This is a genomic window from Kitasatospora sp. NPDC006697 (assembly GCF_042869935.1).
Lineage (GTDB): Bacteria > Actinomycetota > Actinomycetes > Streptomycetales > Streptomycetaceae > Kitasatospora.
Genome location: NZ_JBIAGU010000007.1, coordinates 121,542 through 141,110, shown reverse-complemented (window position 1 = coordinate 141,110; position 19,569 = coordinate 121,542). Strand labels below are relative to the sequence as shown.

Here is a 19,569-nt window from a genome sequence, read left to right as displayed (position 1 = left end):
CGGTGCAGGAGCGGTCGGCTGGTGCGGTCGCGCGGCGTCCCGGTGGCGAGGGTGGCGGCGGGACGGCTGCCGTGATCGGGGCGGGGGTCGCTGCTACGACGGCCGCCCGCCGCGCCCACGCGTCCCAGCAGAAGGTCTCCGCGTCATGACCTGGTCCGCCGAACCCCTCGCACCCGCCGCACCGGCCCTGGTGGACGCGCGCCACTGGCCGGACGTGGCCCGGACCCCGTACGTACCCGTCCGCGCCGCCGTGGCGCGGCGGCTGCTCGTCCGCATCGCCCGCCGCCGCGGCCTGCGCGTCGAACTGCCCGGCGAGCGCCTGCTGGCCCCCGCACCCGCCACGGCCCCCGCCCTGCGCCTGCACCGCCCCGACGCGTTCTTCCACCGCATCGGCCAGAGCGGCCTGATCGGCTTCGGAGAGTCCTACCAGGCCGGCGACTGGGACTCGCCCGACCTGGTCGCGCTGCTCACCGAACTGGCGACCGCCCCCGAAACGCTGGTGCCCACCGGCGCGCAGTGGCTGCGCCGCCTGTACGTCCAGCGCCCGCCCGCCGCCGAGCTGAGCACCCCGGACAACGCCCGCACCAACATCCACCGGCACTACGACCTGTCCAACGACCTGTTCGAGCTCTTCCTCGACCGCACCCTGTCCTACTCCTCGGCGATCTTCCCCACCGCGCAGGACGGCACGCCGCTCGCTTCCTGGGAGGGCCTGGCCGAGGCCCAGCACCGCAAGATCGACCGTCTCCTGGACCTGGCCCACGTCCGCTCGGGCAGCCGGGTGCTGGAGATCGGCACCGGCTGGGGCGAACTCGCGATCCGTGCCGCCGCCCGCGGCGCCACGGTCATCAGCCTCACGCTCTCCGAGGAGCAACAGGCCCTCGCCCGGCGCCGGATCGCGGACGCCGGCCTCGCGGACCGGGTCGAGGTGCGGCTGTGCGACTACCGCGCCGTCGAAGGCGAGTTCGACGCGGTGGTGAGCGTGGAGATGGTCGAGGCGGTCGGCCGGCCGTTCTGGCCCGTCTACTTCGCCACCATCGACCGGGTCCTGGCCCCCGGCGGGCGGGTGGCGCTGCAGGCGATCACCATGCCGCACGAGCGGATGCTCGCCAGCAGCGGCACCTACACCTGGATCCTCAAGTACATCTTCCCCGGCGGTCAGATCCCCTCCACCGAGGCGATCCGGCAGGCCACCGCACAGCACACCGACCTGCGCGTGGCCGACTGCGACTCCTTCGGCCCCCACTACGCGCAGACTCTGCGACTGTGGCGCGAACGCTTCACGGAACGCGCCGACGAGGTCGACGCCCTCGGCTTCGACCAGGTCTTCCGCCGCATGTGGGAGCTGTACCTGGCCTACTCCGAGGCCGGGTTCGCCGCCGGCTACCTCGACGTCCAGCAGATCCTCCTCACCCGCCCGGAGCCCACTCGATGACCACCGCCCAGCTGCTCACCGACCAGCTCACCCACCTCATCGGCAGGCCCCTCCCGCTGCGCATCAAGGCCTGGGACGGCTCGACCGCCGGCCCGGCGGACGCGCCGACGGTGACGTTGCGCAACCGGCGCGCGCTGCGCCGCCTGCTCTGGCAGCCCGGCGAACTGGGCCTGGCCGACGCCTGGATCAGCGGTGACCTCGACATCGAAGGCGACCTCGCCCCGGCCCTGTCCCGGGTACGGGCGGCGCTCGCCGGCCGCGGCCCCGTCCGCCCGGGTCTGCGCGAGTGGCCGGCGCTGCTGGGGACCGCGGCCCGCCTCGGCGTCCTCGGCCCGCGCCCCCAACCGCCCGGCGGCCGCGCCCGGGTGCGCGGCTCGCTGCACAGCCGCGCCCGCGACCGCGCGGTGATCAGCCACCACTACGACCTCTCCAACGAGTTCTACGCCCTGCTCCTGGGGGAGGCGATGGCCTACTCATGCGCCTACTGGACCCCCAAGAGCGACAGCCTGCAGACCGCACAGGAAGCCAAGTTCGACCTGGTCTGCCGCAAACTCGCCCTGAACCCCGGCAGCCGCCTGCTGGACATCGGCTGCGGCTGGGGCGCGCTGGCCGTGCACGCCGCCCGCCACTTCGGCGCCCGGGTCACCGCCGTCACCCTCTCCCAGCGCCAGCACGCCTTCGCCACCGCCGCCGTCGAAGCCGCCGGCCTCACCGACCGGGTGGAGGTGCTGCTGTGTGACTACCGCGAGATCGCCGCCGGCCCCTTCGACGCGATCAGCTGCATCGAGATGGGCGAGCACGTCGGCGACCAGGAGTACCCCGCCTTCGCCCGCCGCCTGCACAGCCTGCTGCGGCCCGAGGGCCGCCTGCTGGTCCAGCAGATGTCCCGCTCCACGGTGGCGCCCGGCGGCGGGGCGTTCATCGAGACGTACATCGCCCCCGACATGCACATGCGCCCGGTCGGCGACACCGTCGCCCTGCTGGAGCGCGCGGGACTGGAGGTGCGCAACGTCGAAGCGCTGCGCGAGCACTACGCCCGCACCATCGACGCCTGGCACGAGCGCCTCGACGAGCACCGCGCCGAGTTCACCGCCCTGGTCGGCGAGCCGACGGTGCGCCTGTGGCGGCTCTACCTGGCCGGCAGCTCGCTGGCGTTCGCCGAACGGCGGATGGGTGTGGACCAGATCCTCGCCGTCCGCCCCACCACCACCGGCACCAGCGGAGCCCCCGCCACCCCGCTGGACTGGTACCAGGCCCAGGAGCGGTCCTCGTGAACGCCGCCGCCTTCGCGACCAACCTCGCCGCCACCGCCGGCGCCGCCCTCGTCGTCCTGCTGCTCGCCTTCGCCGTCGGCGTGCGCACCGGCCGTCATCGGGGGGTCGACGTCGCCTGGGGCCTGGCGTTCACCGCCGTCGCCTGGACCGGGTACGCCCTCTCCGCCGGGCACGGTGATCCCGGACGCCGTCTGCTCGTCACCGCGCTGGTGACGGTGTGGGGGCTGCGGCTGTCGGCCCACATCCGGTCGCGTTCGCGCGGCCACGGCGAGGACCCCCGCTACGACCGGATGCTCGCCAAGGCCCCGGGCGGGCGCCGCAACCTCTACGCCCTGCGCATGGTCTACCTGCTGCAGGCGGCGATCGTCTGGTTCGTGTCCCTGCCCGTGCAGGCCGCCCAGTACCTCGACCGCCCGCTGGGCCCGCTCACCGTCGCCGCGATCGCCCTGTGGACGGTCGGCATGTTCTTCGAGACGGTCGGCGACTGGCAGCTGGCCCGGTTCAAGGCCGACCCCGCCAACCGCGGCCAGGTGATGGACCGCGGCCTGTGGGCCTGGACGCGGCACCCGAACTACTTCGGCGACGCCTGCGTCTGGTGGGGCCTGTTCCTGCTCGGCGCCGCCGAGCCGATCGGCTGGGCCTTCGTGCTCAGCCCCGTCCTGATGACCTACCTGCTCGCCTTCGGCAGCGGCAAGCCCCTGCTGGAACGCCGGCTCGGCTCCAGCAAACCGGGCTGGGACGCCTACCTCGCCCGCACCAGCGGCTTCCTGCCCCGCCCTCCGCGCCGATGAGCCCGCCATGGGGGACACGACGCGCCCCGACACCGCAGCCGTCACCGCCGGCACACCCTGCCGGCCCCGGCACGGACACCGGGGGTGCGGGCCGGCTGCTCCTGCGCCATCTGCCCGAACGGCCCGCCGCCGCCGTGCTCCTGTTGCCCGGCGGCAAGGCGGACAGTCTCCAGCCGGTGCCCCGGCTCAGCCTGCCCGCACTGCGGATGGGCTTCTTCGGGGCCGAGATCGGCCGCCGCCCCTGGGGCCGGGACGTGCTCCTCGCGCAGGTCGGCTACCGCTGCCGCGGATGGAACAGGCACCGCGCCGACCCCGTCCACGACACCGCCAGCGCCCTTGACGCGCTGTCCCGCCTGGCACCGCACGTGCCGGTGGTCCTGATCGGCCACTCGATGGGCGGGCGAGCGGCCCTGGCCGCCGCCGGTGGCACGACGGTGCGCGGCGTCGTCGCGCTGGCACCCTGGTGCCCGCCCGGCGAACCCGTCGCCCACCTGCGCGGCAAGGCGGCGGTGTTCCTGCACGACGAGGACGACACTGTCACCTCCGCACAGCAGACCTGGGCCTTCGCCCGCAGAGCCCGAGCCGCCGGAGCCGACGTACAGACCGTGGCCATGCCCACCGGTGGCCACGCCATGCTCCGCGGTGCCCGCCGGTGGCACCGCCTGGCCGCCGACTACACGGCCGCGATCCTGACCTGGGGCCCCGGGCCGGAGAAAGCCGAACACTCCGCTCGCGACACCCGCTGAGGAGAAGGCGGACACCCGGGTCCGGCGGGGCGGGGGTCAGTCCGTCATCGCCTGCTCGAGCAGGTCGACCGCGTCCTCCAGGGTGCGAGGACTGGCCGCGCCCCGCGGCAGTGTGCCGCGAGCCCACCCGGGACCGGCGCCGACGACCACCGCGCCACCGCGGGAGCCCCGCCCGCCCCACAGGCTCGACCCGACCCGGCCGAGGAGCTCGTGGTCGGCGCTGCGCCGGTCCTGGGACCAGAGCATCACGGCCCTGGGGCCCAGCCGCTGGACGGCGTCGAGCAGCGCCCGCGGCGGCACGGCCGCGCCCAGCATCCGAAAGGGCAGGCCGCGCTCGGCCAGCGCCGCGGCCGTGGCTTCCAGCGGGAGAGTGTGCAGTTCGGCGGGCGCCGCGGCCAGCAGGACCGGCGGCACCGGCCGGAGCGGGACCGTCCCCACCGCCACACCCCGCAGCACACAGGAGACGTGCCAGGACAACAGGTGCTCCACCTCCACGTACTGTTCGCCGTCGCCGGCCCACTTGCGGCCGGCGGCGCGCAGAGCTGGCATCATCACCTCGGTCCACGCGTCGACGACCCCGAGCTCCTCGACCGCTTCGCGCAGGATGCCGACGATCGCCGGTGCGTCGAGGCGCACCGCCGCGCGGGCCAGGCCGCGGCATTCGGGGCGCACCGCTCCGACCCGAAGTGCCCGGCTTCCCGCAGGGCCGCGGCCTGGTCGGTCACCTTCCGGGACGCCGGCGTCCGTTTCGCCGGGGACGGGACTCGTCGTGCCGGGGTCGTCGTCAGGCAGGCGCTCGGCGAGGGCCGCGCGGGCGGCCTCGCCGGGTGGCACCCCGCGGGCCGTCAGGTGGCACATGGCCTCCAGGACGGCGATGTCCTGCGGGCTCCAGCGGCGGTGGTGGCCGGCCTCGCGGTGAGCGGGACCGATCCCGTAACGCCGTTCCCAGGACCGGACCGTGGTGGGGGAGACGCCGAGCCGCTGAGCCACGCCCCCGGTCGGCAGCCCCACCCCGTCCGGGAGCTCAGAGGCACCGGGGGCACCGCCGTGTGCTCGGGTGCCGTGAGCGGCGGAGGAGGTCACCATCCCGCGATCCTCCCCACGGCGAAGCCCACGCAGCACACGACCATGACGGCGATCACGAGCAGCGGAATCCAGGAGGGCCAGGCGGTGTGCAGCTCGACCGACTCCGGGGTCGAGATGCCCGCGCACGTCGACGCCTCGCATTCCGGCGTCTCGGTCGGAGGACTCGCGGGCACGACGCGCTCGCGAACGCTTCTCTGCTCTTCGGGGGTCATGGCATCCTCCCGCTGCTGGGGTCTTCGGTACTCGTGGGAGATCGGGTGCGCCGGGCTCCGGCCGCTCGGCGACCGGGCAGGCCGGGATCCTCCGGGACCATGGTTGTCCGGCCTGGCTCGGGCGCCCAGTCGCACCGTCTGCGCATCGGCCGGGACCGGCGCGAAGCCGAGGTGACCGCGTACGCGGTGCGAGGCGCTCACCGTCGTGCGGTCCCCGCCGCGCCTCTGAACGGGCCCGTGATCCCGCCGGTGACCGACGGGCGGCAGGCGGACGCGGGTCCTCCCACACCGATCCGGCGCCGGACCCGCCGCCGTCATCGCCCAGCCCCTGCCATCCGTCCCGGGACGAAGGCCGGGCCGGCAGCCGGACCTCCCGGCCTCGTCAGCTCTCCGTCGGGCGCTATCACCGCCCGCAACCGGATCAGCCCGTCCCGGATCCGGGTCTTGACGGTGCCCAGCGGCACCCCGACCCGCTGCGCGATCTCCCGCTGGGTGTACCCGCCGTAGTAGGCCAGCACCACAGCCTCCCGCTGCACCGGACTCAGCTGCCCGAGCGCCGACCGGACCCACTGGCGGTCGAGTGCACGGACCGCCTGCTCCTCCAGCGGATCGCTCGACGCCGTCTCCCAGCAGCCCACCCGCCGGTCACGATCCGCCGACGCCTGCGCGGACCGCACCCGGTCGACCGCCCGGCGGTGGGCGATGGTCAGCACCCAGGTGAGCACCGACCCGCGCTCGGGGCGGTACGCGGCGGCGGTGCGCCACAGCTCGAGCAGCACCTCCTGCGCCACCTCCTCGGCGTGCGCCGGGCTGCGCACCGTCCGCAGCGCCACGCCGTACACCGGCCCGGCAACCGCGCGGTACAGCGTCTCGAAAGCCGCCTCGTCACCGTTCGCGACCCGTCGGAGCAGGCGGGTCAGGTCATCACCAGCCGCTGCACGGCAGTCGGCCCTCCTCGACACGTTCACGCACTCAACGTGCAGCGATTCACCTCGGCAGGCCCAGTCGGACCGTTTGTGCAGCGTTTTGGACATTCCCGGCCCGGCCGGCCGGTGGCCGCGAGGCCGCGCGCACCGGCGGGCCCGGCCGGGCGGTTCCGGACTTGAACGGCCTCAGCCGCGAGGCGGGGCACCCGCCCCTCCGCCCTCCTGGTCCGGGCACCCATCACGGTGGACGGGTTCGAGAGCGGCCTGGTACGCCCGCGTCAGGGACGCGGCCACGGTGTCGATGCCGAACCTCTCGCGTACTGTCGCGGCCCCGGCCCGCGCCATCGCCACCAGGTCCGGCGTGGGGGTGGCGAGCAGGGAGGACAGGCCCTCGGCCAAGCCCTCGACCGACTCGGTGGCCAGCAGGCGTCCGTTGACGCCGTCGCGCAGGTAGTGGGAGGCGCCGCCGCGCCGCGGGGCGGCCGCCGCAAGGCCTGCTTCCATGGCCTCCAGCACGGCCAGGCCGAACTCCTCCTTGGCGCTGGGGCACACGTACAGGGCGGCTCCTGGCCCGGCCTGTGCCAGCGCTCGTTCCAGCAGCCGGACCTGCCGGTTGGGCAGCGCGGGCCACAGGGCGGCGCGGCGCCCGGCGACCGGGTCGGTCGCGAGGAGTTCGGCGATCCGGCTGCGGACGTCCGTTTCGACAGCGGTGGGGTCCGCAGGGGATCCGCCGATCAGCAGCAGGGTGGTGCGGTGGTGGAGGCCCGCGAGCATCCAGGCGCGCACCAGGTGCTCCTGCTGCTTGACGGGGTGGAGCCGTCCCACGCACAGCAGCAGCGGCAGCCCGCGGTCGGCGGCCTCCAGACCGCCCGCGCCCGTGCCGCCGTACAGGCGTGCGAGCAGGTCGAGCGTCGTCGCGCCGTCGCCCGCGGCGGGCCGGAAGGGGGCGATGCCCTCGGGCTGGACATGGACGGGTCGGTCCGCCAGCTGGGGGAAGTGCGCCGCGAGCTCCCCCGTTCCCGGCCTCGCCGGCATGGCCACCAGCAGATCGGCGCGGGCCACGAGGCGGTCGGCGACGAAGACCCGGTGCAGGTCCAGGCGCAGCGCGCGGGCCGCGTCGCCGGTCTGCTCCGGTGGCAGGCCGGCGTGCCGTTCGTCGATCGTGCGGTGGGGGTCGGGGGTGACGGTGAACGCGAGCTTGGCGCCGTGGGCGCGTGCGGCGCGGGCGACGGCGAGCGAGGAGTCGTCGGCGAACCTGACGTGCACGATGTCCGGGCGGGCGCCTGGGAGTTCGAAGACCCGTGCGGTCCACCAGGCCAGCGCCGCCTGGTGTTCGGCGGCGGTGTGCGGGTCGAGCGGGCGCGGCGTGTCCACGGGCAGTCCTACCAGCAGCTGGGACCTGCCGGTCGGCTGGGCCAGCGCGTGGTGTTCCACCTCGTCGGGCCGGGCGGTGGTGAGAGTGAGGACCCGTGCGATACGTGCGTCGGCGGTCAGGGCCTCTCCCAGCCCGGTGAGGAGCACGCTCATACCGCCGCTGAGTCCGGCGCCCGGTTCCTCGATGCGGCCCAGCAGCATCGACTGCGCGACCACCAGGGGCCGCGGCCGGGGCGCGGCCAAGGCGGCGAACGCGGTCCTGAACCGCCGGCCGGACGGCGCGCCCGGGTCGGACCGGTGGGCGCAGGCGGAGAGCAGCAACTGCTCGTAGCCGTCGCTGCGCCGGTCCGGGTCAGGCAGCAGGGCAACGCCCCCCGGCAGACCCGACAGGTAGCGCCACAGCGCGTGGGCCGCCCGACGGCCGGCGGGCGCCCGTCCGACCGCTTCCGCCGGTGAGAGCGGCCGCAGGCCGTGCGCGTCCGCCACGTCCAGCAGGAACGCGGTCTGCGCGGGGCCGGGATCCGCGAGCAGCCTGCGCCGGATCTCGGCGGTCGCGCTCGCCCCTGCATCCAGGCGTGCGCTGCGTTCCCAGGCCTCCGCGAGGGCGGTCCGCTCCCACGACTGCAGGTCGGTGGCCGCACCCGCGGCGGCCAGCACCCGCGCCGGGACGGCGCGTTCGCGCCGGGCGAGCTGGCGAAGGCCCGCGGTGCGCCGGTCGGCGACGGACAGCACCGCATCGAAGCGGCCCCAGGACCCGCCGTACTCGGCCTGGGCGAGTCGGCCGAGCAGATCACCGCCGGGCACCGCGCTGAGGTCCTGGGCCCAGTGGAACCTGCGCCATGCCGCGAGAACGCCGGCGTCCGCGGGGCCGCTTCGCGGGGGCGCCGCCGCCTCGGCCGGTGTCAGGTGGTGGGTCATCGCGCATCCTCCCGTGCAGCCGTCCGGTCGCCGGCGTCTTCGGAAGGCGGAGGTGGAGCGGATTGGACCGGCGTCGCAGCGCGCGGGAAGGAGAGCGCCGGTTCGCGCCTGGCATCATCGAAGGCCCTACGAGCAGCGTGACCTCGACGGAGGACAGCATGACCCGTGTGGTCGTGATCAGCCCACCCTTCCACTCACACGCCCGGCCGCTGGCCACCCTCGGCGGCGCGCTGACCCGTCACGGCGCCCGCGTCGACTTCGCCTGCACCCCGGCCTTCGCCGAGCTCGCGGGCCGCCACGGTCTCGGCTTCACCGAGCTGGCCGTCACACGCAACGCCAACCACGGCACGGCCGAAGCCACCCGGCAGAACCGCGCCGAAGCCGACCGCCTGCGGGAGTTTCTCGACGCGACGCACCACGGGCCGACCGCGACCCTCCTCACCCAGGCCCGCCACCGCGCCGACGACATGCTCGCCGACCCCGAGCAGGTCCTGCACGAACTCGCCGACCTCGACCGGCGGCTGCACCCCGACTGGTACCTCGTCGACCAGCTCTCCTACTCCGCGACCCTCGCCCTGCACTGCCTCGCCCTGCCCTTCGCCACCTTCTGCCCCGGCCACCCCAGCTACCTCCCGACCACCCCGCACGGCTACTTCGGCCTCCCCTACGCCTGGCCGCACACCCTGCACCCCTCGGCGGAGGAGCTCGGGCGGCTGCGCGGCGCGGCGGCGGCGAACGACGCCGCGTTCACCGCCGCGTTCCAGGCGCTCACCCGGCGACACGCGCCCGGCCGACCGGTACCCGAGCGGGCCTTCGCCCTGTGCTCCCCGCACGCCGTCGTCTTCAACTACCCCCGCCTGCCCTGGCTGCCGCCCGCTCCGGCCGGCCCCCGGGCCCTGTACGCCGGGCACCTGCTGCCCGAGGGCGGCCCCGAACCGCTGGACGAGCGCTGGCAGGCCGTCCGCACCCGCCTGACGAGTGGTGACCGCCCGGTGGTGCTGGTCGCGTTGGGCACGTTCCTGTCCGCCCGCGACGACGTGCTGGCCACCGCCTCAGCAGGGATTCTCCGGCACACCCCGGCATCGGTGATCGTTGCCGCCGGTGAGCGCGTCGCCGCCGTCACGGCCCATCCACTGCTGCGCGACGCCACTCCGGAACGGCTGCACGTCGCCCCGATGGTCCCGCAGCAGGAACTCCTCCAGCACGCGAGCGCGATGGTCCACCACGGCGGCAACAACTCCTTCACCGAATGCCTGCACGCCGCCGTGCCCGCGCTGGTCCTGCCGTTCTCCAGCGACCAGTTCGCCATCGCCCACGACGCCGAACGCGCCGGTGCCGGCCGGTGCCTGGACCCCAACACCCTCACCCCCGACGCCGCCGGACAGGCCGTCGCCGCGCTCCTCGCCGGGCCGGGCCACCGCCTCACCGGGCTCAGCGCCCGCCAGCGCCCGCACGGCCCGGCCTGGGCCGCCTCCGCGCTCGTGCAGGCCATGCCCACCCGCCCCTGACGACCTCACCGCGAGACCTGGCCGGGGCGCGGAAACGCTGCGACTGGCGCGGCGCCCCAGCGCCGGGACGCTGTCAGGCAACGGCGAGGAGCGAGAGGCGGCAGCACCGTGACCACATCCCTGACCGCCCGCGAGCAGCGGGCACTCGACGGCATCGAAGCCCACCTGCGGCAGGACGATCCGGCACTGGATCGCCTGCTCGCCGCCCGCCCGGCGCTGTGGACGCGCCTGTGGCACCGGCCCCGGTTCCTCGCGGTCCTGGACTCCGCCCTGGCCGCCCTGACCGCGGGCGGAGCGCTGTACGCGGGCGCGGACGCGGCGGCCGCGCCCGTCGCGGCCGTCGGATCGGGAGCCTCGGCGCTGCTGTTCACCCTCGTGTTCCGGCACCTTGCCCGGATGCGGCTGGCCTGAGGCGGGCCCGCCACCCGGGACCGGCCGGAGGCGGCACGGCACAGCGGGCGATGCACCAACGATGCGACTGCCACGGTCCGGGGAGTCGGCTCGAGGGTGGGAGGAGACGGGGGATCCGCATCACAGACAGTCGGAGGCGTCATGACCATCGTGCGTCGGCTCCACGAAGCCGGAATCACCAGCGAACACGCCTACGCGGCGGCGTTCGGGTCCGTCGGACTGTCCCTGCTGAGTTGGGTCGCGTCGATGAAGGCCGAACAGGCCGGGGTCGAACGTGCCGACCGGTGGGGCATCTTCGTGGGCGAGTGGGCCCCCACGTTCTTCGCGCTCGGGCTGGCGCTGGCCGGCTACGAGCGGCAGGAACCCGCAGCCGCCAAGGTCCCGGGTGCCGCGTGGCCCGGCGACCCGGGCGACCGGGCCGGGTGAACGCCCGGCCGTGCGTAGGGCCCCGCTGAAGGCACCACGCCGCCCGGGACTCTCTGCGGCGACCCGCCTGCGGGTCGCCGCAGTGGCGTCATCGGGTTCTGCGAGGCCGGTCCGAGCCGCCATCCGGGAACGCGTCCGCGCCGAACACGACATGGCGGCCCGCGCGCAGGCGGCCACGACCCGAGAGGTGGACAGGATGATCAGCGTGGAACGCAGCATGGCGCTCGAACGTCCCGCCGAGGAGGTGCTGAGGTACCTGGCGGACTTCGGGCACACGGTGGAGTGGGATCCGGGCACCGAGGCCTGCGTGCGTCTGGACCCCGGTCCGGTGGCGACCGGGTCGCGCTGGCGCAACACCTCGCGGTTCAGGGGTCGCCGGACCGATCTGGAATACCGGCTGGAGGAGTACCGGAGCGACCGGCTGGTGTTCGTCGGCCACAACTCCACCGTCACGGCCACCGACGACATCACGCTCCGCGCCTCCGGGGACCGCACGCTCGTGGTCTACCGCGCTTCGCTGCGCTTCCACGGCCTGGCGCGCCTTGCGGCGCCGTTCCTGACGGGCGAGTTCGAACGCCTCGCGGACGCCGTCGCCGAGCGGCTTCCCCGGGTGCTGGCAGCACACTGACCCGCCCCTGCGGGGATCGGGCGCGGATCCGCCTGGGCGGTCCTTCTTCGAGACGCTGCGGGAGGCGGCTGTGGAGTTCGACGGATGGCGACTTCTGGTGGCGGGAGCCACCGGGGTGATCGGCGGCGAGGTGGCTGGCGCCGCAGCCGCGCGAGGGGCCCGGGTGGCCGTGGCCGGACGGGACCGGGCCCGCCTGGATGTGGTGGCACGCCGGGTGGGCGCCGTGCGGCAGGAGGTGTTCGACGCCTACGACCTGGAGCGCTGCGGTGAGCTCGCCGCGGGGGCCGCCCAGGCCTTGGGCGGCCTGGACGCGGTGCTGGTCACCTTCGGCGCGGTCGCCTTCGGCCGGGCCCGGGAGGTTCCCCTCGCGGTCCAGGAACATCTGATGGCGGTGAACGCGTCGGCGCCGATGGCGGTCCTCGAAGGCGCCTTGGGCGTCCTCTCGCCGCCAGGTGCGATCGGGGCGCTGACCGGGGTCATCGTGGACCGCCCGGTGCCCGGCACCGCCGCCTACCGCGCGTCCAAGGCCGCCCTGGCCGCCTGGCTCGACTCGGTGCGCGCCGAGCACCGCCGGCACGGTCTCACCGTGCTGGACGCGCGCCTGCCGCACCTGGACACCGGGTTCGCCGGGCGCTCCCTCACCGGGACGCCACCGCCCCTGCCCCCGGGGGCCGAGATGGGACCGTGGGTCGCGGCGGTCCTCGACGGCCTGCGCCACGGCGCCGCCGTCGTGCACCCCGATCGCCGGCACGGAGACCCGGTGAGCGCGCCGGCCGGGCCCAACCCCGCCGACCGTGCGGAAGGCGCCCCGTGAACAGCCCCCGCTCCCGCCTCTGGGAGCGCGCAGACCCAGTGGACCCGGCCCGTGGCCGCCGGAGCCGGAACCGACGTCCAGGTCCGTACGCGGCATCGATACTGATGCCCCGTCACCCGGGCGGGTGAATCCAGGACTTCGTGGGGAAGCCCGGCAAGCCGGTGGCCCCGCCGCCCCGAAGGCATCACGTACGAGCCCGCGGACTGCGGGCTCCGGCCTGAGACGGGAGCATGATGGCCACTGAGCACATCGACACCCGGCTGCTCGAAGACCTGACCGAGCAGTCGCAGGACCTGAACAGCGACGCGTTGCGAATCACCCGCGGTGCGCTGACCGACTTCGGACAGGAGCTGGAGCCCGTGCAGCGCCGCTGGTGGCAGCGCGGCGGCCTGATCGCCGGGGTGGCCGGCACGGCCGCCCTCCTCGGCGGCAGCCGGGCGTTCGCCGACAGCAGCCCCTCGCCCTCCGGGTCCATGGCGGACGACATCATGGCGCTGCAGACCGCCGCCTCCATCGAGAACCTGGCCGTGTCGGTCTACCAGACCGCCGCCGGGCTGCCGTTCATCAAGGACGGCAACAAGACGGTGGCCGCGTTCATCGCCAAGACCACCCAGCAGCACCAGGCGCACGCGCAGGCGTTCAACGCCGCGGCCACCCAGGCCGGCGGGCAGGCGCAGAACAACCCCGACCCGAAGTACAAGGCCGTCGTCGACCAGGCGCTGCCGACCATCCAGGGACCGGCGGACGTGGTGAAGCTGGCCATCACCCTGGAGGACGTGGCCGCGCAGACGTACACCAAGAACGTCTCCCAGGTCTCCGACGCGCAGCTGCGCAAGCTCTTCGCCTCCGTCGCCCCGGTCGAGGCGCAGCACCGCGCCACCCTGCTGGCCGTGCAGGCGCTGCTGGCCGGCAACGCGGCCGACCTGATCACCATCCCGGTCGACCCGGCCAAGCTGCCCGCCGCCGCGGGCAGCGTCGGCTTCCCCGACGCCTTCTACAAGACCGACAACGCTTCCCCGATCAGCGAAGGGGCCGTCAAGTGACGACCGGTACCAAGGGCGGCTGGGAGCTGCCGATCAGCGAGCGCGAACTGACCGGCCTCACCCGCGAGATGCACGCGGCGCACCAGGAGACGCTGCCCGCCATGCGGGCCAGCGCGCTGGACCTGACCGAGGAGATCCGCGCCCGCCAGGCCGGTGGGCCGCGCGATGCCGGTCGGCGGCGGTTCCTGCTCGGGGCGGGCGGCCTCGGCGCCGCCCTGGTCCTCGCGGCCTGCTCCAGCAGCAAGCCGGCCTCCACCGGTTCCTCCGCCGGCGCGTCGATGCCGGCCTCCGGCTCGGCGTCCGGCTCGGCGTCCGGGACGTACACGGGCGACCTGAAGGTCGTGGCGCTGGCCACCGCGCTGGAGAACCAGGCGGTGGGCGCCTACCAGGCCGCCCTGGACGCGGCGAAGGCCGGAAAGCTCGGCACCGTCCCGCCGGCGGTCGCCACCTTCATCACCACCGCGCAGGCCCAGCACGCCGACCACGCCAAGGCCTGGAACGCGGTCCTGACCGGCGCGGGCAAGCCGGCGATCACGGACGTGCCGCTGTCCAACCAGCCGGCCACCCTCCAGGCGCTGAGCGCCGCCACCGACGTGGGCACGGTCGCCAAGCTCGCCCTGTCGCTGGAGGACCAGGCCGCGCAGACCTACCTGTTCGCGACCTACAACGTCACCAGCCCCGGCGGCATCGCCACCGCCGCCACCATCGCCCCCGTCGAGGCGATGCACGCGGCGATCCTCAACTACGTGCTCGGCCAGTACCCGGTCCCGGACGACTTCCTGCCCACCGACAAGGCCGCCAGCCCCACCCTGCTGACTGTCTGAACGACCCCCTGACCGGTGCGTGCCCGGGCGCGAAACGTCGACTCCTCCGTGCCCGGGCACGCACCCCCACCCGCTTCCCGAATGGACCTCCCGCCGTGACCGCCGTGACCGCCGTGACCGCCGTACGCCTGCGCTCCGCCCTGGCCTGCGCCCTGCTGACCCTCAGCCTGGGCGCCTGCTCGTCCAGCCACTCCCCGGCCACCGCCACGGACAGCCCCAGCGGCGCCGCGTCCGCCGGTCGGATCACCATCAAGGACTTCCAGTTCCAGCCGGCCACCCTCACCGTCCACCCCGGCCAGAGCGTGACGGTGGTGAACGAGGACCCCACCGCGCACACCGTCAGCGCCGACGACAAGTCCTTCGACACCAAGGCCATCGAGGGCGGAGCGTCGGCCACCTTCACCGCCCCGTCCACACCGGGCAGCCACCCCTACATCTGCAGCATCCACCAGTACATGCACGCCACCCTCGCCGTCAGTTGACCCGGCGTGACGAGGGCTCGGGCCAGGAGGTCCGCATGAGCGGCCGGCACTCCGACCGGCCGCTCACGCATGCCCCGCTGCGCCCGGTCGCCGCCTTCCCCCAGGGCACCGCCCTGCCGCCCCTGCTGGTTCGGCCGGTCCTGGTGATCCGCCCTGTCCGATGACGCCTCGCGCACCCCAGCCCGGGGATCCCTCCGTCGAGCGGCTGCTGCTGCGGGTCGCCGACCGTGACCCGCAGGCCTTCGAGCAGCTCCACGACGCCATCGGCGCCGCCCTGTTCCTGATCGTGCTGCGCGTGGTGCGCGACCGCGGCCACACCCAGGACGTCGTCCAGGAGGTCCTCCTGGAGATCTGGCACAAGGCCCCGCGCTTCCAGCCGGCACGCGGCGCCGCCATGGCCTGGATCGCCACCATCGCCCACCGCCGCGCCGTCGACCGCGTGCGCACCGAGCGCGCCGCTCACGAGCGCGACCTACGCGCGGCCCTGCTCGAACACCCCGTGCCCGTCGACCAGATCGGCGAACACCTCGAGCGCCTCCTCACCCGACACCGGGTGCGAGAGGGCTTGGACGCCCTCACCGCGCTCCAACGCCAGGCGGTCATCCTGGCCTTCTACCACGACTGCTCCCACCAGGAGATGGCCGACCTCCTCCAGGTGCCGCTGAGCACCGCCAAGACCCGCGTCCGCGACGCCCTGCTGCGGCTGCGCATGCATCTGGCCGATGACAGGTGATCCGCCGACGGCGGCGACGGCCGCCCGAAGCGGTCAGTTCTCGGGAAGGACCGGCGGCGGGCCGGAGGCGGCCGGGCGGGCCTGGACGTCCAGGCCGTGGCGCAGTTGCTCGTCGAGCGGTTGCAGGCTCTCGCGGATCTCGTGGGTGAGGCCGGACAGCTCCGGGGCAGCGGTGGTGAGCGCGCGGGCCACCAGGGCTTTGGGGCGCAGGTCCTGGGGGCGCAGGTCGGCGAACTCCGGGCCGAGGCTCTGCTTGAGCTCGTCGGTGCCGGTGCGGGCGAAGGCCTGAAGGGCGCGCAGCAGCCGCATGGCGTCGGCGATCAGGGCGGGGACCTTCTCCGGTCCGAAGATCATGACGGCCAGCGCCATGAGGACTGCGATCTTGACCAGGCTCAGGTCGAGCACGTGAACGCCCCTTGATGGTGGAGGCGGGTGCGGCGGATGCGCCGGACCCGCGGGATGACCGGTCGGGCCACTGGTCCTGCGGTGGTCACCGGGCGGCGTCGGCGAGTTCGCCCGCCTCGACCGGTTGGGCGGTGGGGGAGGGCGAGGCCTGGTCGTCGTCCAGGAGGCCGTCGGGCCCACGGCTCCTGCGGTGGTCGTGCAGTGAGCAGATGCCGAGGGCCGCGAGGAAGAGCAGGCAGATCGGGACGGCCAGGACCAGCATCGTCAGCGGGTCGCCGGTGGGCACGACGACGGCCGCGAACACGAAGATCAGGAAGATGATGATCCGCCACCAGCCGCGCAGCCGGGCGGCGCTGACCACGCCCACCAGGTTCAGGACGACCAGCAGCAGCGGGAACTGGAAGGACAGGCCGAAGACGACGACCATCCGCAGGAAGAAGTCGAGGAACTCGTCCCCGGGCAGCACCAGGCCGAACGAGGCCGGCGTGAAGGAGGCCAGCAGCTCGATCGTCTTCGGGAAGACGCCGTAGGCCAGGGCCGCGCCGGCGGTGAACAGCGGCACGGCCGCGGCGGCGAACCCGAGGCCGTAGCGGCGCTCCCGGCGGTACAGGCCCGGTGCGATGAACGCCCACACCTGGTAGGACCAGACGGGGCTGGCCAGCAGCACTCCGACCACGAGGGCGACCTTGAAGGAGAAGCTGAGCGGGCTCAGTGCTCCCTGCAGGACGAGCAGCCCGTTCGGGCAGGCCGCGGTGGCGGCGCCGACGCCGTGTACGTGGGTGATCCGGCAGGCCGGGCCGGTCAGGGCGTCCACGACCCGCTCGTGGACGAGCCAGCCCACCGCCGAACCCGCCAGCAGGGAGAGCGCCACCTTGGTCAACCGGGAGCGCAGTTCCCGCAGGTGGCCGCGGAGCGGCATGACGGCACCGTGCGGGTTGTCCGCCTCTCGGCCGGGAGTTCCTCGGGCTTTCACGCTGAGCCTTCCGCGTCCACAGGCCGGGGTTCAGTGCGCGGAGTGCGACGGCTGGCCGGCGGATGCGGGCACCGGCTCGACGATGTCGCCCTCCAACGCCGCTGCCTCCACCCGCGGGCCGGAGCCGGAGCCGGAGGCGCCCTCACCCGGGTGGGCGCCGTCGTACTTCAGCGCGTTCGTCTCGGCCTTGAGGATGCGCAGCGACTTGCCCAGCGCCCGTGCCGAGTCGGGAAGCCGCTTGGCCCCGAACAGCACGAGGACCACCAAGCCGATGATGACGATCTCCAAGCCGCGCGTCTGGAACATTCCGGCACCTCACGTCTTCTGTGCATGGCCCATGGCCGCATCGACGATTCCCGCCGGTTCCTGGGAGAGCGGCGGGCAACGTCCTGTCGCATCCTCTTCGTGCCCCGCCTGGCCGAGGACGGGTCCCGGAGGGCTCAACTTCCGCTTTCACCCGCTCGGGTGAGCACCGGGGCGGTGAGCTGCGGCGCTCCTGGTCCGGTCAGGTGAAGAACGGCCGCGGCCGGTTGCGCGTCGCCTTGACCCGGGTGTCGCGCCGGCACTTCACTGCCGGTGACCGCCCGGCGCCTGGGGCCATGGCCGTCATCGTCAATTGCCTTTCCCGCTCCGCAGTCGACGCGGCGGGATCGTCCACCGTTGCGGGCGCCGATCAGGCCGAGCCGGCGGCGCGTCCAGTCACTCCACACCGATGTGAAGGAGATATCCATGTCCCCGGACACCCCTGCCGCCGACACCCCGACAGACGGCCTGTCGCGCCGGCGCCTGATGCGCCAGGCCGCGGCCGTCGGCGCCGCCGGCCTGGCAGCGACCGTGATCACCGGCGCGGGCCCCGCCACGGCCGTCACGGCTGACACCGCCCCGGCCACCGACCCGCACCACGCGCCGGTGCCCGCCCACGACGAGCCGGTGATCGTGCACGTGCGCGACCTGCGCTCCGGCTCCCTCGACCTGTTCAGCGGCGAACGCCACCACCGCGTCCAGGACCCGGCCCTGGCCGCGGCCCTCGCCCGCGCCCTGGCCTGACCCGCCCCCGGACACCGGCCGGCTCCCGGCAGCTCCACCGGGTGCCGGCCGGCCACCCCTCCCTGCCCGCACACCCCCCGTGAGGTTGATATGTCCTCCCACCGCGAAGCCCCCGAGATCTCCAAGGACCCGGTCGCCGACAGCACCGACGTCTACGCCTTCGTCAGCCCCGACGACTGCGACACCGTCACCCTCATCGCCAACTACATCCCGCTCCAGGGACCCGCCGGCGGCCCCAACTTCTACGAGTTCGGCGACGACGTCCTCTACGCCGTCCACATCGACAACGACAACGACGGCCGACCCGACGTCACCTACGAGTTCCGCTTCCAGGTCGAGGTCCGCAACCCCGACTCGTTCCTCTACAACACCGGGCCGATCACCTCCCTGGACGACCCGAACTGGAACCGCCGCCAGACCTACACCGTCACCCGCGTCGAGGCCGGCGGCCGCCGCACGGTGCTGGGCGAGCACCTGGCCTGCCCGCCCTGCAACATCGGCCCGCTCTCCACCCCCGACTACACCTCGCTGGCGAACAGGGCGGTGCACCGGCTCGACGGCGGCCGCAAGGTCTTCGCCGGCCAGCGCGCCGAGGGCTTCTACGTCGACCTCGGCTCGATCTTCGACCTCGGCACCCTGCGCCCCTTCCAGCAGCTGCACGTCATGCCCGCCTTCACCCAGCCCGCGCCCGGGGTGAACACCACCAAGGCGCTCAACGTCCACAGCATCGCCCTCCAGGTCCCCATCACCGACCTGACCTCCGGCGGGCGCAAGCCCGGCGACGTGATGGACCCGCACGCCACCATCGGCGTGTACACCACCGCCTCCCGCCGCCAGGCCCGCATCATCAACACCACCGGGCGCGACACCGAATCCGGCCCCTTCGTCCAGGTCTCCCGCCTGGGCAACCCGCTGGTCAACGAGGTCATCATCCCCATGGGGAAGAAGGACCTGTGGAACACCCAGCCCCCGGCCGACGACAAGAACTTCGCCCAGTACGTCGCCACTCCCGAGCTCGCCAAGCTCCTCCCGGCGCTGTACCCGGGCGTCTTCCCCCACCTGGCCGCCTACACCAAGCCCCGCGCCGACCTGCTCGCCATCCTGCTCACCGGCATCCCCTCCGGGGTGGTGCCCGGCTTCCAGAACTACACCGGCGACACCCAGGCCGACATGCTGCGCCTGAACGTCGCCGTCCCCCCGACCGCCAAGCCCAACATCCTGGGCCTGGTCGCAGGGGATGCGGCCGGCTTCCCGAACGGGCGCCGCGTCTTCGACGACGTCGTCACCGTCGAGCTGCGCGCCGTCGCGGGCCTGACCCTCCCGCTGGTCGACCCGTCCTTCACCCCGGACGCGGCCACCAGCGCGATCACCGACGGCCTCACCCCCGCCGACGTCAAGAACCCCTACCTCGACACCTTCCCCTACCTCGGTGTGCCGTACGACGGCTACCACAACCCGTCCAACTGACCCACTCCCGTGCCGCGGGGGGGGGGGTGGGCCCCCCCCCCCCCCG

General features: G+C 74.2%; 22 protein-coding genes and 2 pseudogenes. 16 read left to right on the top strand and 8 right to left on the bottom strand.

Going from position 1 to position 19,569, the window contains the following annotated elements; all coding sequences use genetic code 11:
• Window positions 1-145: 145 nt before the first annotated feature.
• The 4 genes from ACFYNO_RS12255 (at window position 146) to ACFYNO_RS12240 (ending at window position 4,246) form a co-directional block, all read left to right on the top strand.
• Window positions 146-1,435: a class I SAM-dependent methyltransferase gene (locus tag ACFYNO_RS12255; protein ID WP_388009592.1), complete on the top strand. Its 1,290-nt coding sequence runs from the start codon at window positions 146-148 to the stop codon at window positions 1,433-1,435.
• Window positions 1,432-2,709, top strand: a complete 1,278-nt coding sequence (locus ACFYNO_RS12250) for a class I SAM-dependent methyltransferase (RefSeq protein ID WP_388009589.1) — start codon at window positions 1,432-1,434, stop codon at window positions 2,707-2,709. The genes ACFYNO_RS12255 and ACFYNO_RS12250 overlap by 4 nt, the downstream gene beginning before the upstream one ends.
• Window positions 2,706-3,500 (top strand): DUF1295 domain-containing protein, encoded by a 795-nt coding sequence (locus tag ACFYNO_RS12245; protein ID WP_388009586.1) that lies wholly within the window; start codon window positions 2,706-2,708, stop codon window positions 3,498-3,500. The genes ACFYNO_RS12250 and ACFYNO_RS12245 overlap by 4 nt, the downstream gene beginning before the upstream one ends.
• A gap of 176 nt (window positions 3,501-3,676) precedes the next feature.
• On the top strand, window positions 3,677-4,246 hold the full coding sequence (locus ACFYNO_RS12240) for an alpha/beta fold hydrolase (protein WP_388009583.1): 570 nt from the start codon (window positions 3,677-3,679) through the stop codon (window positions 4,244-4,246).
• Window positions 4,247-4,282: 36 nt separating this feature from the next.
• Here ACFYNO_RS12240 and ACFYNO_RS12235 read toward each other — a convergent pair whose 3' ends face one another.
• The 5 genes and pseudogenes from ACFYNO_RS12235 to ACFYNO_RS12215 all read right to left on the bottom strand — a co-directional run bounded on the left by ACFYNO_RS12235 (window position 4,283) and on the right by ACFYNO_RS12215 (window position 8,762).
• Window positions 4,283-4,918 carry a B12-binding domain-containing protein gene (locus ACFYNO_RS12235; RefSeq protein WP_388009970.1) on the bottom strand — a complete coding sequence of 212 codons (636 nt, stop codon included), beginning with the start codon at window positions 4,916-4,918 and terminating at the stop codon, window positions 4,283-4,285.
• Window positions 4,919-5,113: 195 nt separating this feature from the next.
• Window positions 5,114-5,332 (bottom strand): annotated as a pseudogene (locus ACFYNO_RS12230) (MerR family DNA-binding transcriptional regulator); the annotation flags it as partial.
• Window positions 5,326-5,544: a DUF6480 family protein gene (locus ACFYNO_RS12225; RefSeq protein WP_388009580.1), complete on the bottom strand. Its 219-nt coding sequence runs from the start codon at window positions 5,542-5,544 to the stop codon at window positions 5,326-5,328. The gene ACFYNO_RS12225 and the pseudogene ACFYNO_RS12230, both read right to left, overlap by 7 nt.
• Window positions 5,545-5,954: 410 nt before the next feature.
• Window positions 5,955-6,512, bottom strand: a pseudogene (gene sigK / locus ACFYNO_RS12220) (ECF RNA polymerase sigma factor SigK); the annotation flags it as partial.
• 144 nt (window positions 6,513-6,656) lie between these two features.
• Window positions 6,657-8,762, bottom strand: a complete 2,106-nt coding sequence (locus tag ACFYNO_RS12215) for a glycosyltransferase (RefSeq protein WP_388009577.1) — start codon at window positions 8,760-8,762, stop codon at window positions 6,657-6,659.
• A 158-nt stretch (window positions 8,763-8,920) separates the two neighbouring features.
• On the opposite strand from ACFYNO_RS12215, the gene ACFYNO_RS12210 reads away from it, so the two are divergent.
• From ACFYNO_RS12210 to ACFYNO_RS12165, 10 genes are all read left to right on the top strand, one after another.
• Window positions 8,921-10,270, top strand: coding sequence for a glycosyltransferase (locus tag ACFYNO_RS12210; protein ID WP_388009574.1), 1,350 nt, complete (start codon window positions 8,921-8,923; stop codon window positions 10,268-10,270).
• Between the two features lie 108 nt (window positions 10,271-10,378).
• A complete protein-coding gene (locus tag ACFYNO_RS12205) occupies window positions 10,379-10,681 on the top strand; it encodes a DUF3040 domain-containing protein (protein WP_388009571.1) in 303 nt (100 codons plus the stop codon).
• Window positions 10,682-10,822: 141 nt separating this feature from the next.
• Entirely contained in the window at window positions 10,823-11,107 is a 285-nt protein-coding gene (locus tag ACFYNO_RS12200) for a hypothetical protein (RefSeq protein WP_388009568.1), read from the top strand.
• A 196-nt stretch (window positions 11,108-11,303) separates the two neighbouring features.
• On the top strand, window positions 11,304-11,735 hold the full coding sequence (locus ACFYNO_RS12195) for an SRPBCC family protein (RefSeq protein WP_388009565.1): 432 nt from the start codon (window positions 11,304-11,306) through the stop codon (window positions 11,733-11,735).
• Between the two features lie 70 nt (window positions 11,736-11,805).
• A complete protein-coding gene (locus tag ACFYNO_RS12190) occupies window positions 11,806-12,549 on the top strand; it encodes an SDR family NAD(P)-dependent oxidoreductase (protein ID WP_388009562.1) in 744 nt (247 codons plus the stop codon).
• Window positions 12,550-12,779: 230 nt separating this feature from the next.
• Window positions 12,780-13,592: a ferritin-like domain-containing protein gene (locus ACFYNO_RS12185; RefSeq protein WP_388009559.1), complete on the top strand. Its 813-nt coding sequence runs from the start codon at window positions 12,780-12,782 to the stop codon at window positions 13,590-13,592.
• Entirely contained in the window at window positions 13,589-14,416 is an 828-nt protein-coding gene (locus ACFYNO_RS12180) for a ferritin-like domain-containing protein (RefSeq protein WP_388009556.1), read from the top strand. The genes ACFYNO_RS12185 and ACFYNO_RS12180 overlap by 4 nt, the downstream gene beginning before the upstream one ends.
• 95 nt (window positions 14,417-14,511) lie before the next feature.
• Window positions 14,512-14,898, top strand: a complete 387-nt coding sequence (locus ACFYNO_RS12175; protein ID WP_388009553.1) for a cupredoxin domain-containing protein — start codon at window positions 14,512-14,514, stop codon at window positions 14,896-14,898.
• A 35-nt stretch (window positions 14,899-14,933) separates the two neighbouring features.
• Window positions 14,934-15,062, top strand: a complete 129-nt coding sequence (locus tag ACFYNO_RS12170; protein ID WP_388009550.1) for a hypothetical protein — start codon at window positions 14,934-14,936, stop codon at window positions 15,060-15,062.
• A complete protein-coding gene (locus tag ACFYNO_RS12165; protein ID WP_388009547.1) occupies window positions 15,059-15,631 on the top strand; it encodes a sigma-70 family RNA polymerase sigma factor in 573 nt (190 codons plus the stop codon). The genes ACFYNO_RS12170 and ACFYNO_RS12165 overlap by 4 nt, the downstream gene beginning before the upstream one ends.
• Window positions 15,632-15,664: 33 nt before the next feature.
• On the opposite strand, the gene ACFYNO_RS12160 is transcribed toward ACFYNO_RS12165, so the two are convergent.
• The 3 genes from ACFYNO_RS12160 to ACFYNO_RS12150 form a co-directional block, all read right to left on the bottom strand.
• On the bottom strand, window positions 15,665-16,036 hold the full coding sequence (locus ACFYNO_RS12160) for a hypothetical protein (RefSeq protein WP_388009544.1): 372 nt from the start codon (window positions 16,034-16,036) through the stop codon (window positions 15,665-15,667).
• Between the two features lie 85 nt (window positions 16,037-16,121).
• A complete protein-coding gene (gene tatC / locus ACFYNO_RS12155; RefSeq protein WP_388009541.1) occupies window positions 16,122-16,955 on the bottom strand; it encodes a twin-arginine translocase subunit TatC in 834 nt (277 codons plus the stop codon).
• Between the two features lie 84 nt (window positions 16,956-17,039).
• Window positions 17,040-17,315 carry a twin-arginine translocase TatA/TatE family subunit gene (locus ACFYNO_RS12150; RefSeq protein ID WP_388009536.1) on the bottom strand — a complete coding sequence of 92 codons (276 nt, stop codon included), beginning with the start codon at window positions 17,313-17,315 and terminating at the stop codon, window positions 17,040-17,042.
• 423 nt (window positions 17,316-17,738) lie between these two features.
• On the opposite strand from ACFYNO_RS12150, the gene ACFYNO_RS12145 reads away from it, so the two are divergent.
• Window positions 17,739-18,056 (top strand): hypothetical protein, encoded by a 318-nt coding sequence (locus tag ACFYNO_RS12145; RefSeq protein ID WP_388009533.1) that lies wholly within the window; start codon window positions 17,739-17,741, stop codon window positions 18,054-18,056.
• A gap of 90 nt (window positions 18,057-18,146) precedes the next feature.
• Window positions 18,147-19,523 carry a DUF4331 domain-containing protein gene (locus tag ACFYNO_RS12140; protein WP_388009530.1) on the top strand — a complete coding sequence of 459 codons (1,377 nt, stop codon included), beginning with the start codon at window positions 18,147-18,149 and terminating at the stop codon, window positions 19,521-19,523.
• Window positions 19,524-19,569: the final 46 nt, after the last annotated feature.

Coding starts and splice junctions, on each gene's coding strand:
- ACFYNO_RS12255 (WP_388009592.1), top strand. CDS start 146: ATGACCTGGTCCGCCGAACCCCTCGCACCCGCCGCACCGGCCCTGGTG.
- ACFYNO_RS12250 (WP_388009589.1), top strand. CDS start 1,432: ATGACCACCGCCCAGCTGCTCACCGACCAGCTCACCCACCTCATCGGC.
- ACFYNO_RS12225 (WP_388009580.1), bottom strand. CDS start 5,544: ATGACCCCCGAAGAGCAGAGAAGCGTTCGCGAGCGCGTCGTGCCCGCG.
- ACFYNO_RS12215 (WP_388009577.1), bottom strand. CDS start 8,762: ATGACCCACCACCTGACACCGGCCGAGGCGGCGGCGCCCCCGCGAAGC.
- ACFYNO_RS12210 (WP_388009574.1), top strand. CDS start 8,921: ATGACCCGTGTGGTCGTGATCAGCCCACCCTTCCACTCACACGCCCGG.
- ACFYNO_RS12200 (WP_388009568.1), top strand. CDS start 10,823: ATGACCATCGTGCGTCGGCTCCACGAAGCCGGAATCACCAGCGAACAC.
- ACFYNO_RS12195 (WP_388009565.1), top strand. CDS start 11,304: ATGATCAGCGTGGAACGCAGCATGGCGCTCGAACGTCCCGCCGAGGAG.
- ACFYNO_RS12185 (WP_388009559.1), top strand. CDS start 12,780: ATGATGGCCACTGAGCACATCGACACCCGGCTGCTCGAAGACCTGACC.
- ACFYNO_RS12170 (WP_388009550.1), top strand. CDS start 14,934: ATGAGCGGCCGGCACTCCGACCGGCCGCTCACGCATGCCCCGCTGCGC.
- ACFYNO_RS12165 (WP_388009547.1), top strand. CDS start 15,059: ATGACGCCTCGCGCACCCCAGCCCGGGGATCCCTCCGTCGAGCGGCTG.
- tatC (WP_388009541.1), bottom strand. CDS start 16,955: ATGCCGCTCCGCGGCCACCTGCGGGAACTGCGCTCCCGGTTGACCAAG.
- ACFYNO_RS12150 (WP_388009536.1), bottom strand. CDS start 17,315: ATGTTCCAGACGCGCGGCTTGGAGATCGTCATCATCGGCTTGGTGGTC.
- ACFYNO_RS12145 (WP_388009533.1), top strand. CDS start 17,739: ATGTCCCCGGACACCCCTGCCGCCGACACCCCGACAGACGGCCTGTCG.
- ACFYNO_RS12140 (WP_388009530.1), top strand. CDS start 18,147: ATGTCCTCCCACCGCGAAGCCCCCGAGATCTCCAAGGACCCGGTCGCC.